Consider the following 14,358-nt stretch of genomic DNA (forward strand, 5'->3'; position numbering starts at 1 on the left):
CCGGGGACGTCGCCGCTGCTCAGGCCGGTCCGCCCGTGGTTCCGGCCGCGGTCGCGGCGGTGACGAAGGAGACCGGAAGCCAACTCGTACGGACCAGTCCCAGGGTCCCCGCCACGGCGACGGCGGCCGCGTGCCCGTCGGCGGTCGGCACGCCCGCGACGTCCCAGCCCTCGGGAAGGGCGGAGGGGTCGGTCTCCCCGAGGTAGTCCTTGTCGAGGGAGCGGGCCATGCCGATGCCGATGCCCTTGAGGTACGCCTCCTTGCGGCACCAGATACGGGCGAACGCCTCGGGCGCGTGCCCGGCTCCGGCGATCTCGGCCCGTTCCATCGGGTGGAGGACCGAGGTGACCTCACGGACGGTGGTGGCCTTGGGGTGGCTCTCGACGTCGACGCCGACGGGCCGGGCGGCGATCCCGATGAGGACGACGTCGCCGCTGTGCGACAGGGAGAAGTGCGGGGCGCCGGGCGGGCCGTCGAGGGCGGGGCGGCCGTGGAGGGCGCCGCAGCCGGGGCAGGGCTCGCGCCGGTACGCGACCTCCGCCGGTGCCACGCCCAGGCGCGGGGCCAGGAGGCGGCGCAGGGCGACGTGCCCGATGCCGTACCGGAGGCGGTCCGCCACCCGGAGGGGGCCGGTGAGCCGGACGCGCTCCTCGGCGTCGAGTTCGGAGGGGTCGAGATCGTCCTCGGCGAGGTGGTCCACCCGGAGCTGCCACAGGTCGACGTCGACCCGGGCGGGGCCGGAGGCCGGGTCGAGGGCGGGCGGGTGGGGCTCGGGGGCGGGGGCGCCGGGGCGGTCGTTGATCACATCGTTCATTAAATCAGCGTGGTCGGGGCCGACTCAGGGTGTGCCGGAGGCAGTTGACCCGCCCGGCCCGTGGCCGTCGGGGGCCACCGCCCCGCCGCGGCGGACGGCGTCGGCCTCGGTGTGGCGGCCGAGTCGGTCCAGGCAGTGGGTGAGGTCGGCGAGGGCGGAGAGGGTGTCCGGGTGCAGAGGGCCGAGGGTCCGGCCGCGGGCCTCCGCGAGGGACCGCAGCGAGGGGAGCGCCTCCTCCCAGCGCCCCAGCCTGCCGAGGACGACGGCGGCCTCGCGGCGGCTGCGGAGGGTGTCGGGGTGGTCGGGGCCGAGGACGCGGCGACGGGCGGCGTGCACCGCCTGGACGGTGTCGAGCGACTCCTGCCAGCGCCCCAGCCGGGCGAGGTGGAGGGCGAGGGCGTGCCGGACCCGCAGGGTCTCCGGGGCGTCGGCGCCCTGGGTGCGGGTGCGGACGGCGACCAGGTCCCGGCAGACGGCGAGCGCGTCGGCGGCCCGCCCGAGCCGGCCGAGGCAGGCGCTGGTCTCGTAACGGGCGGCGAGGGTGTCCGGGTGGTCGGGGCCCAGCGAGGAGGCCCGCCCCTCGGCCACCGCGCGGTACTGGTCGAGCGCCTCCTCGGCACGGCCCAGCCGGCCGAGGGTGTGGGCGAGTTCGTGCCGGGTGACGAGCGTGTCGGGGTGGTCGGCGCCGAGCAACCGGGTGCGGGTGTCGGCGACCGCCAGGGCCGTACGGTACGACTCCTCCAGGCGCCCGAGCCGGGCGAGGGTGTACGCGAGGTTGTGGCGGCAGCGCAGGGTGTCGGGGTGGTCGGCGCCGGCGGTGCGCTCGCGTACGGCGAGGACGTCGGCGTAGAGCGCGTGCGCCTCCGCGTGGCGGCCGAGCCGGCCGAGGGTGAAGGCCCGCTCCTGGCGGGCGGCCAGGGTGTCGGGGTGGTCGGCGCCGAGGACGCGCGCGCGGGCCTCGGCGACGCGCTCGAACGCCTCCAGGGCCTCGGCCGTGCGGCCGAGCCGCCCCAGCGCGAAGGCGACCTCGTAGGCACTGCCCAGGGTGTCGGGATGATCGGGTCCGAGGACCCGCGTCCGGTCCGCGGCGACGGAACGGTGCAGATCCTCCGCCTCCGCCCAGCGACCGAGCCGTCCCAGCCCGAGGCCCGCTCGGTGCCGGGCGGCCAGCACGGCGAGCAGTTCGGGCGTGGCGTCCGTGGTGCGGCCGGCGGGCCCGCCGGGGCCTGAGCCGGAGCCGTCCGCGGGTGCGCCGGCGGTGGTCCATTCGGTGGTGAGGACGGCCGCGGCCGGGTCGTGGCCGGCGACGCGGGGCGCTCCGGGCGCGGCGGGGCGCGGCCCGCCGGTGACGGCCCGGGCCCACGCGGGCGTGCCGCCGGATTCCTGCACGGGGACGGTGCCGGCGCCGGCGCCGTCGGTGGGGTGCGGCGGGTCGTACGGGAGGGGCGGCAGGGTGCACGTCCCCCCGAAGGTGCGTCCGTCCACGATCCGGCGGCGCAGGTCGGAGGCGTCGCGCGGGCGCTGGTCGGGCACCTTGGCGAGGAGGTCGACGACGAGCCGGTCGAAGTAGTCGGGCAGCTCGGAGCGGTGGGCGCGCGGCGGGCTCGGCACGGTGTCCCGGTGCCCGACGAGCACGGCCCAGGAGTCGTCCAAGTCGAACGGCGGTGCTCCGGTGGCGAGTTCGTACAGGACGCAGCCGAGCGAGTAGAGGTCGCTGCGGTGGTCGATGTCGCCGCCGCCGATCTGCTCCGGCGACATGTAATGGGGCGTGCCCATGGCGATGCCGGTGCCGGTGAGCCGTGAGGTGAACCCCATGTCGGCGCCGAGGCGCGCTATCCCGAAGTCGCAGATCTTCACGGTGCCGTCGCGCAGCCGCATGATGTTGGCGGGCTTCAGGTCGCGGTGCACGATCCCCATGCGATGGGTGTACTCGAGGGCGTCGGCGACCTGGTCGGCGATGTCGACGACCTCGTGGACCGGCAGTGGGTTGCGGGCGTTGGCGGTGAGGAGCTGGCTGAGGTTCTGGCCCTCCAGCAGCTCCATGACGAGGAAGAGCACGCCCTCGTACTCGCCGAAGTCGTGGACGACGGTGATTCCCCGGTGCTGGAGCGCCGCCGCGACCCGCGCCTCGCGACGGAACCGCTCGCGGACGACCGTCTGCACGCCCGCGTCCTGGTGCGGGCCGAGCGGTTTGAGGCACTTGACCGCGACCCCGCGGCCCAGCGCCTCGTCCGTGGAACGCCACACCTCGCCCATCCCGCCGCGGCCGATGACCTCGTGCAGGCGGTAGCGCCCCTGGATCAGTCGGATCTCCCCCATCGTGTGCCGTCGCCCCCGTCGATTTCGTGCACGCTCTCCGGCCTGTCCAGTATGGCCGCAGGGTCGGACAGTGTGTACGGGTCGGGTCGGGTGTCCGGCCCGAGGCGTTCCATGGCGCGCAGGATGTGCCGGGGCGGGAGCCGCCACCGGAGCGTCGCCGGTACGCGGCGCAGCAGGCGGGCGGTGGAGGTAAGCCGCCGGGTGACGATGTCCGGGGGCGGCACGGGCCTGCCGTAGAGCGCGTGGGCCCAGTCCGGCAGCGTGTCGTACGCCAGCGAACTGATCCGCCTCCACACCAGCGCCCGTCCGACGAGCAGCGCAGGCGGTACGGGCGGCCTGCGCAGGAATTCGAGCACGGCGAACGCGTCCTCGCCCGCCGCGAGTTCACCCCGCACGGAGTCGAAGTACCCATCGAGCGCCGCCTGGTCGGCCGGTACGGCCTCCGGGTCGAGCCCCACGAGCCGCGCGGACGTGCGCTGCTCGTCCACGTACCGGTCGGCCGGCTCCCCGACCAGCGGCAGCCCGGAACGGCGGGCGACGGAGACGTACGAGTCGATCTCCGCGCAGTGCACCCAGAGCAGCAACGCGGGATCGTCGACCCCCAGCAACCGATGAATCCGCCGCACCCGCGCCCCAGCAGCCTCAGCGGCCTCCCGCGTCCCGTAACTGAGCGTCCCGACAAAGCTCGCCGTCCGCATCAGCCGCCCCCAGGGATCCTCCCGGAAGCTGCTGTTGATCATCACTCCGCGCACGGCGATGGGGTGGAGGGCCTGGAGGTACAGAGCCCGCACCCCGGCGATCCACATCACCGGATCACCGTGCAACTGCCAGGTCACGGAACGGGGCCCGAAGAGCCCGGGATCGGCGTCCTGCCTCATGGGGTTCAGGCTACGCGGGGTGGGGCGGAGGGGACCCCGGTCGTCGGGAAGAAGCGGATCCGGAATCTTGGATCCAAGATCCACCCGCCCGGATCCAAAATCTTGGATCCCGGAGGGCGGATATCGGAGGTTGGATCCGATCGCTCTCACCCGATCTCCACCACCCTCGCCCACCCCGGCGGCCGCAACAAAGGGTCGTCCTCCTCCTCCCGCGCCGTGGCAGGCGGGCGGGGGAACAGCCCGACGATGGTGCGGCAGGTGGGGGCGGTGGTGGGCCAGGGGGTTTGGCCGTCGGTGAAGACGACGAGGACGTCGGGGCGGGGGTTCAGGCGTAGGGCGCGGGAGAAGCCGGCGCGGAGGTCGGTGCCGCCGCCTCCGACGAGGGGGACGTCGGCGCCGGCGCAGAGGCGTTGGGCGGTGTGGGCGGCGGCGTCGCAGGCGACGACGGTGACGAGGCCGCGGCGGCCGCCGACGGCGCGGGTGAGGGCGGCGACCTCCAGGAGGGCGCTGCCCAGTTCGGTGTCGGAGACCGAGCCTGAGGTGTCGATGACGACGCCGACGTGGGGAGGGACGCGGCGGAGGCTGGGCAGGACGACGCCGGGGAGGGAGGCGGCGCGGCGGGAGGGGCGGCGGTAGGTGTAGTCGTCGCCTGCGCCGGCCGCCGAGACGGCGGCGGCGAGGGCCGCGCCGAGGAGTTCGCGCCAGGGCTGGGGCGGGTGGCAGACCTGTCCGGCCCAGCGCTGCCATGCCTCCGGGGCGTTGCCGGGGGCGCCCTTGATGCCCTGGGCGACGCGGTAGACGACGGCGGCGCGTTCCTGTGGGGTGAGGCCGTCGGCGCCTTCGGGGCCGAGTTCCCAGGCGCGGGCGCGTCCGTCGGCGCCGCTGCCGCAGTCGAGCCAGGCCATCGCGGGGGTGCGCGGGGTGATGCGTACGGCACGGACGTAGTCCTCCATGAGGAGCCCGGGGGCCAGTTCGAGCATCGCGGGGTGGAGGGCGCCGGCGGGGCGCGGGAGGCCGTCGCCGTAGACGTCGTCGTTGATCTCGAAGTCGCCGGCGATGTTCATGCGGAGGCGTTCGGCCTCGCCGTCGAGGCCGAGGTCTCGGGCGAGGCGGTCGCCCCGGCCGTGGTGGTCGCGGAGCAGGTGGGCGACCTCGTGGACCCAGACGCCGGCGAGTTCCCGCAGCGGCGTGCGGTCGACGAAGGCCGGGGAGACGTACATCCGCCAGTGGCGGTCGACGCCCATGGTCGGGACTCCCCGGGAGGGTACGACCCGGAGGGCGAAGAGGGCGGTGGCCAGGTAGGGGCGGACGCGGACGGCGTAGAGGCGGGCGGCGTACAGCTTGCCGTGGTCCAGGGCCTCCTCGGCCGGGACCACGGGGGCGGGGGCGTTCATCGGCGTGCCCGCGCCGCGGCGGGGCGGACCGCGCGCCGGGAGAGGTCGACGGCCCCGGCGAGGCGTTCGATGGCAGCGGGGACGTCCCAGTCGTCCCGGCGGAGCGCGGCGAGGGTGGTGGCGGGGACGACGACGAGGTCCGGCGGGCCCGTCTCGGCGGCGCGCGCGAACAGGGCCCAGGCGGCGTCCCAGCGGTCGCGGGAGGGGCGCGCGCGGACGGCGTCCACGACGCCTTCGAGGGCGGCCTGGCGCCGGTCGCCGCGTTCGGGGAGCGGGGCGGCCTCCGGGTCGGCGAGGAGGTTCTCGGGGTCGGGGAGGTCCATCCGGTCGAGCCAGGCGAGGAGTTCGAAGCCGGGTCCGTCCCCGACGGTGCCTCGGACCAGGAGGGAGAGGACCTCGCGGGAGGAGCCGGCGACGGTGGCGAAGGCGAGCAGACGCAGCGTCATGTCCCAGCTGCGGGGCGAGGGCCAGGGGCCGCCCCTGCGGGTCTCCTCCGTCGGCAGCCGGTGCACGAGCGTCGCCCGTGCGCCGAGCAGCCCGCAGACCGCGCGGCGGGCCCGGTCGACGGCCTCGGGGAGCCGCTCCGGGTCGAGGCGGGGCAGCGTGGCGCGCGGCCATGTGCCGCCGAGGCCGCGCACGACGACCTCGTGCTCGTGGGTCCAGCGCAGGTGGACGAAGCGGTTGGCGAGCGGGGCGCTCAGCTCCCAGCCGTCGGCGGCGGAGGCGCGGGGGTTGGCGGCGGCCACGATGCGTACCCCTGGCGGGAGGGTGAGGGCGCCGACCCGGCGTTCCAGTACGAGCCTGAGGAGGGCGGCCTGGACGGCGGGCGGGGCGGTGGACAACTCGTCGAGGAAGAGCAGCCCCCGCCCCTCCCGCACGAGCCGGACCGCCCAGTCCGGCGGCGCCATCGCCACGCCCCGTACGGCCGGGTCGTCGCCGAGGACCGGCAGCCCGGAGAAGTCGGTCGGCTCGTGGACGCTGGCGATGACGGTGGTCAGCGGCAGGTCCAGCTCCTCCGCGAGCCGCGTGAGGGCCGCGGTCTTCCCGATACCGGGCTCCCCCCACAGGAGTACGGGCAGATCGGCCGCGACCGCCAACGTCAGCGCCTCCAGTTGCTCGTCGGCGCGCGGCTCGGTGCGGGTGTCGCCGAGGAGGGCGAGGAGGTCGGCGGCTACGTCGAGGGGGGTGGGGTGCGGGGCGGTACGGGGGGTGGTGTGAGTGCGCATGGGTGATCACCTGGGGTGGGTGCGGGCGTGCCGGAGCACGGCGGCGGGAGGTGGGAGGTGGGACGAATGTGGGTGGCCGGGCGCGCCAGGGCGGCGCGCCGGAAGTGGCGCCGGTGGTCGGTGTGTCGGGTCAGCGGAGCTGGGCGTGGCGGGGGTGGGTGCGCTTGGGAAAGGCGCGGCGGGCTGCGCGGGCCGTGAGGCTGCGGGAGGGGCGGGGGCGGCCTTGGTCCGGGACGGGTGGAGGTGGGGGTTCGGCTGCCTGTTCGGGGCCGGTGGCGCGGAGGCCCGCTCGGTAGAGGCCGTGCAGGATCTTCCGTTCGGCGGCGCGTTCGAGGGACTGGCGCAGGGGGCCGTCCCGTAGGGCGGCGCCGGGGCCGAGGAGGTCCTCGACGACGGCGAGTGCCCCGGCGGTGTCGCCGTGGGCGAGGCGTTCGCGGACGCCGGTGAGGCAGTCGGGCCTGCGGTGGGCCTCGTCGATGGCCCGCAGGCAGGGGAGCGGTGTCCCGGCGAGGGCGACGAGGAGTTCCTCGTGGCGGAGTTCGGCCGGGTCGTGGTCGAGCGGTGCGAGGACGCCGTCGACGAGGCCGATGCGGTGGGTGCTTCCCTGGCATTCGATGAGCCGCGGGCTGTCCTCCGGGATCGCCCGGCGGGCACTCTGCCGGTGGTCGGGTGCCAGCGCCTCGGCGACGAGCGGGTGCAGGTCGTCGGGGGTGACGAGCCCGGCGCGGAGGAGTGCCAGGTCGGGCGGGGTCCAGGTCGCCGCGTCCGGGAGCACGGGCAGCGCCTCGGTGACCGCCCGGTCGCCCGCCTGCCCGTACCGTCCCCTGACTGTCGGGACTGGCTCGGTACGGGCTCCGCCGTCCGGCTCGGGAGTGAGGAGGATGCGGTGCCGCGCTCCGAGGCGTACGAGAACGGGTCCGAGGGGTCGGCCCTCGGCGGCGAGCAGGAGGCGGGCCTCGGCCGCCCAGCGGTCCACGGCCCAGCCGGGACCGGGCGGGTCGTCGGGCGTGGCCGGGAGGGCGGCCAGCCGGTCGGCGCCGGATCGGGTGCGGAGCTCGTCTGCGCGCGTGGCGTCCCACAGGTGCCGGTGGAGGTCGAACCGGAAGCGCCGACTGGGGTGCGGGTGGGGGTGCGCGGCGGTGGCGGGGACGTACGCGTTCCACCGGTCGGGGTGCGCGGGAGTGGGCGCGTACGCACTCCACCGGCGGGGGTGCGCGGGAGCGGGGGCGTACTCACCCCACCGGTCGGGGTGGGTGTCGGCGGGGGCGTACGCGTTCCACCGGCTGGGGTGCGCGGCGGCAGCGGCGTACGTGCTCTCCGGGTCGGGGTCCCTGCCGGCAAAGTGGTTCGGGGCCGAATCGATGGAGGCGTACGCGCTCCGCCTGGCGCGGGCCGTTTCGGTGGGTGGGGCGTGCCAGAGCGTGAGGGAGATGCGCTGTCCGGCTTCGGCCCAGGCGGGGGCGGTGCGGGCCACGAGGTGGATCGGGTGGGGTGGGTGGCCTGCGGGGTGCTCGTGGTCGGCGTAGACGGCGAGGGTGACGGTGGTTCCGGGGCGGAGCAGGCCGTCCGGGGCGGTTCTCGGGAGGTGCCAGCGGAGCAGGTCGGGGGCGAGGCGGCGGAGGTCGGCACGCACGCGTGCGGCGAGTTCGGTGCCGTGGGTGCGGGCCAGGGTCCGGGGCGTCAGGTCGAGGTCGACTCCTGCGGCGGCGCAGGCACCGGCCCAGTCGCCTGCCAGGCGGCGGGCGGTGGCGGTCTCGATCATGGTGGGCGGAACGGCGTAGGCACGCACGCGCCGCCAGAGGGAAAGGCGGGTGTCCTCCCGCACGGGCGCGCCCATCAGGGCGTTCCGTGCGTGGTGAGGACCCCCCATCGGCGTGAGGAGTGAGTGATCATCGCGTGCACGCTAACGCCCTGGGTCTCGGGGGCGCCAGGGGTTTTCCGGGAGCTTCGGCGGCCGGGCCGGGCGGGCGCGTGCGGTTTCGTGCGATTTGACGGACTTTCACGGGGATGTCGGAATGGGAAGCGTCGTCCTTCGTCCCCGCCACCGCACGACGGGAGCAGTCATGACCGCTGGACCGGAGCCCATCAGCGAGGCCGCCCGCGCGGCGCTGAACCGCGAACTGTCCGAGCTGCGCGCCGAGCGGGCGAAGGTCGCCTCCACGCTCGGCGACGCCGACGAGCCGGGCGACCGGGCCGATCAGGCCGACGAGTTGCAGCGGGCCACGGAGGCGGAGCGGCTGGACGCGAAGATCGAGGAGATCGAGGGCCGGCTGCGGGAGGCGTCGGAAGCCGGGACCCCGTCGTCCGGCGGAAAGGTCGGTGTGGGCAGCACGGTCGGGGTGCGGTTCGGCGACGGCACGGAGTCGACCCTGCACATCGGCGAGCTGGCGGACGCGGACGATCCGGGCCTGGTGACCGCCGACAGTCCGCTGGGGCGGGCCTTGCTCGGGCATGTGGCAGGTGACAGCGTCTCGTACGCGACGCCGCTGGGCCGTACGACCGCCGTCGTCCTCTCGGTCGGCGCGCCGGCGGGCGGCTACTGACCGGCTCCGCCGACACCGGCGCCGACCGGGACTCGGTGCTCGCAGTGGTGATCTCCCGGGTGATCTCCCGGGTGATCTCCCGGGTGATCTCCCGGGTGATCTTCGCGTCGTAACCACGCGCGCGTGCCCCACGCGTACGGGCCCACGCGCGCGTGCCCCACGCGTACGGGCCCACGCGCGCGTGCCCCACGCGTACCGCCCGGCGGATGCGGGTCAGCGGGTCGGCGGTACGAACTCCGGCTGGTCGAGGATGCGCAGCCAGCTGCCGTCGGGCTGGCGTTTGACGACCTGGGCGCGGGCGCCTGCGCCGTCCTTCGGCGGGGTCGAGGTGAGGGCGATGTCGCCGTTCACCAGCGTGGGCAGCGGCTGCTCCTGCTCGAAGTGGGGGCGGTGGGCCAGGACCTTCGCCCAGAGGGCGCGGATCGCCTCCCGTCCCACCGTCCGTTCGCCCGGCGGGTAGGCGAGCACGGCGTCCTCGGCGTAGAGCGCGGCAACGCCGGCCGCGTCGCCCGCGTTGGACCGCTCGACGAAGAGACGGGTGATGTCCTCGGGGCGCATGGCCTTCTCGTACTCCGGCATCGGGTTCCTCCCTCGTGGTTTCCGTTCCTCCAGCCTCGCGGGCCGCCGATCAGAAGTCCAACAGATGGTTCTGCTGCCTACTAGAATTCTGAGTCATGGACTTGAGGCAGCTGGAGTACTTCGTCGCGGTCGCCGAGGAGCGGAACTTCACGCGGGCCGCCGAGCGGGTGCACATCAGCCAGTCGGGTGTCAGCGCGCAGATCCGGCGGCTCGAACACGAGCTGGGGGCCGAGCTGTTCGACCGGTCGGCCCGGACGGTCACCCTCACCGCCGCCGGCGAGGCCGCGCTCCCGCACGCCCGCGCGGCGCTCGCGTCGGCGGGGGCGGTGGGCCGGGCGGTGGACGAGGTGACGGGCCTGGTACGCGGCCGGCTCACGGTCGGCATGGTGGTCGGCTGCACCATCACGCCGCTCTTCGACGCGCTGGCCGCCTTCCACGCGGCCCATCCCGGGGTCGAGATCCTGCTCCAGGAGGACAGCTCCGAGCGGCTCGTCGACGGCGTGCGCGGCGGCACCCTCGATCTGGCGCTCATCGGCGCCGCCGGAGCGACCCCCGACGGGCTCGACGCGCTGACGATCATCAGCGAAGGGCTCGTCGCGGCCGTCCCGGCCGGGCACCCCCTGGCCGGCCGGGGACAGCTCACCCTCGACGAGCTGGCGGCCCACCCGCTCGTCTGCATGCCGCCCGGCACGGGGCTGCGCGCGGTGCTCGACCAGGCGTGCGCCGCGCGGGACCTCCACCCCGCCGTCGCCCTGGAGGCCGGCGCCGCCGACGCCCTCGCGGACCTCGCCGCGCGGGGCCTCGGCGTCGCCGTCCTCAGCGCGTCGATGGCAGAGGCGTACACCGACCGCCTCACCGCCCTCCCCCTCGCCGACGCCGACGTCCCGGCCCTCCTCGCCCTGGTCTGGAAGCCCACCCACCAACCGGCCGTCCGCGCGTTCCTGGTCCACGCGCGCCAGGCGTTCGGGGCGACCGGCGCGCCGTGACGGGATCGGTCCGATCGGCGACCCGCGCGTCGCTCCCGGAGGGGTCGTGAGGGGCCGGGGCGGGGGTGTGGACGCGTGTCGGGCCGCCGGCCGTCCGGCGGGTCCGACCGCCCGACGGGAGGTCGGCGGGAGGACGCACGTGTCTTCGCCACACCGGCTCCGACCTGGGCTTTCGCTCCAACTGCCGTAGCGTGGGACGTCGTTGGCCGACCTCGGCAGGGAGGGCTCCCCCATGCGTGAAGAAGTACGGTACGAGGCCGCGCGGATCGAGGTGCTGGACGGGCTGGAGGCCATCCGGAGGCGGCCCGGGATGTACGCCGGATCGACGGGCACGCGCGGGTTGCACGGCATGGTCCTCGGGGTCTTCGAGCACGCCGTGAACGAGACGGCCGCGGAGGAGCGCCGTACGGTCGAGCTGACGCTGACCGCCGACGGCGGCGTGCGGATCGCCGACCACGGGCCGGGGATCCCCTTCGGCGCGTCCGCCGACGACGGGGGGCCCGGCCTGGACGACCGGCTCCTCCACTTCCGCGCCGGGAGGCCCGTCGTCGGCCGGGACAGGCTCCGGGCCTGGTCCAGCGGCATGGAGCTCACCGTGGCGAACGCCCTGTCCGCCCGCATGAGGGCCGAGGTGCACCGCGGCGGCAGTTGCTGGGTGCGGGAGTTCGAGCGGGGCACCGCCCTCGCGCCGCCGGCCCTCGCCGGGCCCAGCGGCCGTACCGGCACCACGCTCACCTTCCACCCCGATCCCGAGATCTTCGAGACGGTGGACTGCTCGTTCGCCTTCCTGGGAGAGCGGCTCAGGGAACTCGCCTTCCTCCACCCGGGCCTGGACGTCACCCTGACCGACGAGCGGCCCGCCGGCGGACCCGCGGTGCGGCGGTACCGCTGCACGGACGGCGTACGGGACTTCGCCGTCTCCCTCGCCGCCGCCCACTCCCTCGCGCCGCCCCAGGACGTCCTCGCCTTCGCGTCGGACGCACCGCGCATGGCGGGTGTCCTCGATGTCGCCCTCGTATGGACGGCGGAGGGGCCGGGGCGTGTCCTCGGGTACGCCAACGGGCGGGCCACCCCGCACGGCGGGACGCATCTGGAGGGCTTCGGCAGGGGGCTGGCGGGCGCGGTGACCTCGTACGCGCGCGCGTGCGGGCTGCTGTCCGGGACGGACCCGGCGATCGCCCCCGAGGCGGCCCGCTCCGGCGTCACGGCGGTGGTGTCCGTCCGGCTGGACGCACCCGAGTTCGTGGGCAGCACGCTCACGACGCTGGGCGGCGGCGACGCCGTCCGGGCCTGTGTCGAGCAGGCCGTCCGGGAGCACGTCCTGCTTTGGCTGGAGAACGATGCGGAGCGGGCCGCGCGGGTCGTCCGGGGCCTGGTGGCGTGATGCCCCCTCTACCCCCTCAGCGCCAGGGCGGGCGGATGCCCAGGTGGCGGAGGGCTGCCGCCGCGGCGCCCGCGCCGGACATGCCGTGGGCGCCGGGGCCGGGTGGGGTGGCGGCCGAGCAGAGGTAGACGCCGGGGAGGCCGGTGGCGTACGGGTCGAGGGCGGGGCGGGCGCCGAGGACGAGCTGGGGCACGGTCTTGGCGCCGGTGAGGATGTCGCCGCCGGCGAAGTTGGGGTTGGCGGCGGCGAAGTCGGCGGGGCGGGTCACGCGCATGCCGACGATCCGGTCGCGGACGCCAGGGGCGAACTGGTCGAGCCGGGCGAGGATCGCTTCGGTCGCGTCGCCCTCGTAGGCGTGGGGCACGTGCGCGTACGTCCAGACGGGGTGGACGTCGCCGACGGAGCGGGAGGGGTCGGCGAGGTACTGCTGGCCGACCAGGACGAAGGGGCGCTCCGGCATCCGGCCGTCCGTCACGTCCCGCTCGGCGCGGACGACCTCGGCGAGCGGGCCGCCGAGGTGGACCGTGCCGGCGCGGCGGGCCGGCTCCGCGCGCCAGGGCACGCCGCCCTCGACGGCGAGGTCGACCTTGAAGGCGCCGGGGCCACGCCGGAAGCGGCGGTACGCGGCGGCCGTACGGGACGGCAGTTGGTCGCCGTACACGGCGGCGACCTGCGCCGGGTCGAGGTCGAGGAGGGTGAGGTCGGCGGGCGGCAGCTGGGCGCGGTCGGTGATCCTGACGCCCGTCTCGATCCGGCCGCCGTGCGCGCGGAGCGCGCCCGCGAGCGCGTCGGTGATGGCGCGGGAGCCGCCCTCGGCGACGGCCCAGCCCGCCGCGTGTCCGGCGGTCAGGATGCCGAGCCCGATGGCCGAGCTGAAGGGGTCCGTCAGCGGGCGGTACGCGTGCGCCGCGACGCCCGCCCAGAGCGCGCGTGCGCCCGGGGTGCGGAAGAGCCGGGCGAGGGCGGCGGCGGGCAGGACGGTCGCCAGACCGAAGCGGGCCAGCAGCAGCGGGTGGTCCGGCACGCGCAGCAGCGGGCCCATGACGTCCCCGGCGAGCGCCTCCCAGCGGCGTACGGAGGGTTCGAGCAGCGCCCGGTAGCGGGCGGCGTCGGCGCCGAGCCCCGCGGCGGTCTCGGCGACCGAGCGGTACAGGGCGGGCGCACTGCCGTCGTCGAGCGGGTGGACGCAGTCGATCTCGGGAAGCCGCCACGTCAGCCCGTACCGGTCGAGGCGGAGGTGGCGCAGCGCGGGCGAGGCGACGGCCAGGGGATGGACGGCCGAGCAGTGGTCGTGCAGCAACCCGGGCAGGATCGCCTCATCGGTCCGCGTGCCGCCACCGATCGTCCCGGCACCCTCCAGAACGGTGACCTCGACCCCAGCCTCGGCAAGCAGCGCCCCGGCCGCGAGCCCGTTCGGACCCGCCCCGACGACGACGGCGGTCGGTGTGGACCCGGCGGTACGGGCGGGGCGCGGGCGCGTGCTGCTCATGGGGGCGAGTCTGCCGGGGCGGGCGCGGCGCACGCACACCGGGGGTGGCGGGGGCCCTGGCGTGCACCGGCTCCCGCGTGCGTCGGCCGTCCGCGTCAGCCGTCAGCCGTCAGCCCGTGACGATGCCTGCCACCAGGTTGATCGTGGTGGCGAGGATGCTCGCGCCGAAGAGGTAGGACAGGAGGCAGTGGCGGAGGACTACTGCGCGGAAGGTGGTGTGGGAGAGGTTGGTGTCGGAGACCTGGTAGGTCATGCCTAGGTTGTAGGAGAAGTAGAGGAAGTCGATGTAGCGGGGGCGGTCGGCGGAGTTGAAGTCGATGCCGCCTTCGGGTGGGCGGTAGTAGAGGTACGCATACCGGGTGGCGTACATGAGGTGGAGGGCTGCCCAGGCCATGAAGACGCCCCACAGGGCGGTCGCGGCGGCGGTGCGGGTGTAGCCGGAGTCGACGAGGAGGAGGGCGACGATGGCGACCAGTCCGCAGAGGGCGGCGGTGACGACCGCGAGTTCCTCGATTACCGGGCGGAACTCCTCGCGTCTCAGGTTGCGGTGGGTGGTGGCCGCGTCCATCGGCCACAGCACGATCCAGCCCGTGACGACGAAGACGGTCTCGGCCACCGCGATGCCCGCGAGGATGCCGAGGGCGGTGTCCGCCAGGGCGCCGGTGACGGCCCCGGTGGCGGCGCCGAGCACGGCCGCGCCGCCGAGCCGGGGACCGGCGTACCGCCATGACCAGGTGGCCACGGCG

Annotated in this window: 12 protein-coding genes; 3 read left to right on the forward strand and 9 right to left on the reverse strand. The window is 75.6% G+C overall.

Annotated features, from left to right (window positions below; all coding sequences use genetic code 11):
- Positions 1-19: 19 nt before the first annotated feature.
- From ACFXMG_RS04230 to ACFXMG_RS04255, 6 genes are all read right to left on the reverse strand, one after another.
- Positions 20-814: a 4'-phosphopantetheinyl transferase family protein gene (locus ACFXMG_RS04230; RefSeq protein ID WP_383815192.1), complete on the reverse strand. Its 795-nt coding sequence runs from the start codon at positions 812-814 to the stop codon at positions 20-22.
- A gap of 24 nt (positions 815-838) precedes the next feature.
- Positions 839-3,133 carry a tetratricopeptide repeat protein gene (locus tag ACFXMG_RS04235; RefSeq protein ID WP_383815189.1) on the reverse strand — a complete coding sequence of 765 codons (2,295 nt, stop codon included), beginning with the start codon at positions 3,131-3,133 and terminating at the stop codon, positions 839-841.
- Complete coding sequence (locus ACFXMG_RS04240) at positions 3,115-4,011, reverse strand: oxygenase MpaB family protein (RefSeq protein WP_383815187.1); 897 nt, start codon at positions 4,009-4,011, stop codon at positions 3,115-3,117. Before ACFXMG_RS04240 ends, ACFXMG_RS04235 begins: the two co-directional genes overlap by 19 nt.
- A gap of 146 nt (positions 4,012-4,157) precedes the next feature.
- On the reverse strand, positions 4,158-5,405 hold the full coding sequence (locus ACFXMG_RS04245; RefSeq protein ID WP_383815185.1) for a VWA-like domain-containing protein: 1,248 nt from the start codon (positions 5,403-5,405) through the stop codon (positions 4,158-4,160).
- Complete coding sequence (locus ACFXMG_RS04250) at positions 5,402-6,631, reverse strand: AAA family ATPase (protein WP_383815183.1); 1,230 nt, start codon at positions 6,629-6,631, stop codon at positions 5,402-5,404. The genes ACFXMG_RS04245 and ACFXMG_RS04250 overlap by 4 nt, the downstream gene beginning before the upstream one ends.
- A gap of 130 nt (positions 6,632-6,761) precedes the next feature.
- A complete protein-coding gene (locus ACFXMG_RS04255) occupies positions 6,762-8,468 on the reverse strand; it encodes a hypothetical protein (RefSeq protein ID WP_383815181.1) in 1,707 nt (568 codons plus the stop codon).
- 226 nt (positions 8,469-8,694) lie between these two features.
- Between ACFXMG_RS04255 and ACFXMG_RS04260 the strand changes: the two genes are divergently transcribed.
- Positions 8,695-9,174 carry a GreA/GreB family elongation factor gene (locus ACFXMG_RS04260; protein WP_383815179.1) on the forward strand — a complete coding sequence of 160 codons (480 nt, stop codon included), beginning with the start codon at positions 8,695-8,697 and terminating at the stop codon, positions 9,172-9,174.
- A gap of 213 nt (positions 9,175-9,387) precedes the next feature.
- On the opposite strand, the gene ACFXMG_RS04265 is transcribed toward ACFXMG_RS04260, so the two are convergent.
- A complete protein-coding gene (locus ACFXMG_RS04265) occupies positions 9,388-9,753 on the reverse strand; it encodes a YybH family protein (RefSeq protein ID WP_383815178.1) in 366 nt (121 codons plus the stop codon).
- A 95-nt stretch (positions 9,754-9,848) separates the two neighbouring features.
- Here ACFXMG_RS04265 and ACFXMG_RS04270 point away from each other — a divergent pair, with 95 nt between their 5' ends.
- Together ACFXMG_RS04270 and ACFXMG_RS04275 are read left to right on the forward strand one after the other, a co-directional pair.
- Positions 9,849-10,739 carry a LysR family transcriptional regulator gene (locus ACFXMG_RS04270; RefSeq protein WP_383815176.1) on the forward strand — a complete coding sequence of 297 codons (891 nt, stop codon included), beginning with the start codon at positions 9,849-9,851 and terminating at the stop codon, positions 10,737-10,739.
- A 232-nt stretch (positions 10,740-10,971) separates the two neighbouring features.
- Complete coding sequence (locus tag ACFXMG_RS04275; protein ID WP_383815174.1) at positions 10,972-12,123, forward strand: DNA gyrase subunit B; 1,152 nt, start codon at positions 10,972-10,974, stop codon at positions 12,121-12,123.
- A 16-nt stretch (positions 12,124-12,139) separates the two neighbouring features.
- Here the strand turns inward: ACFXMG_RS04275 and ACFXMG_RS04280 are convergent, their stop codons facing one another.
- Entirely contained in the window at positions 12,140-13,612 is a 1,473-nt protein-coding gene (locus tag ACFXMG_RS04280; protein WP_383815172.1) for a phytoene desaturase family protein, read from the reverse strand.
- Positions 13,613-13,721: 109 nt separating this feature from the next.
- On the reverse strand, positions 13,722-14,354 hold the full coding sequence (locus tag ACFXMG_RS04285; protein ID WP_383815170.1) for a DUF1345 domain-containing protein: 633 nt from the start codon (positions 14,352-14,354) through the stop codon (positions 13,722-13,724).
- Positions 14,355-14,358 lie beyond the last annotated feature (4 nt).

The sequence above is a fragment of the Streptomyces sp. NPDC059201 genome (genome assembly GCF_042754585.1).
GTDB lineage: Bacteria > Actinomycetota > Actinomycetes > Streptomycetales > Streptomycetaceae > Streptomyces.